Origin of the sequence: Gilliamella sp. Pas-s27 (genome assembly GCF_009795865.1) — a bacterium.
Classification (GTDB): domain Bacteria; phylum Pseudomonadota; class Gammaproteobacteria; order Enterobacterales; family Orbaceae; genus Gilliamella.
Genome location: NZ_WTEW01000154.1, coordinates 1 through 254, shown reverse-complemented (window position 1 = coordinate 254; position 254 = coordinate 1). Strand labels below are relative to the sequence as shown.

Below are 254 nucleotides of genomic sequence, written 5' to 3'. Positions count from 1 at the left end.
AAAGGCACGTAAAATGTGGGCACAGCAACGACAACAAAATTATTTAGTTACTATTGCTATGAGTTGTGCCATTGTTGGCTTAAGCTGTAATAGTCTTTACTTAATCTGACATTCAAGTTATTTTATAACACAAAAAGGAGAGTCAGAAATGAATCAAACAGCCAAAATTATTAAACCTAAATTAGGACTTTTAGAATTAGCTAAGCAACTCGGTAACGTTCAACAAGCTTGCAAAGTCATGGGATACAGTCGAG

Annotated in this window: 1 pseudogene; it reads left to right on the top strand. The window is 34.6% G+C overall.

What is annotated here, in order from left to right:
* Positions 1–148: 148 nt before the first annotated feature.
* A pseudogene (locus tag GQ589_RS12100) lies at positions 149–254 on the top strand (IS481 family transposase); the annotation flags it as partial.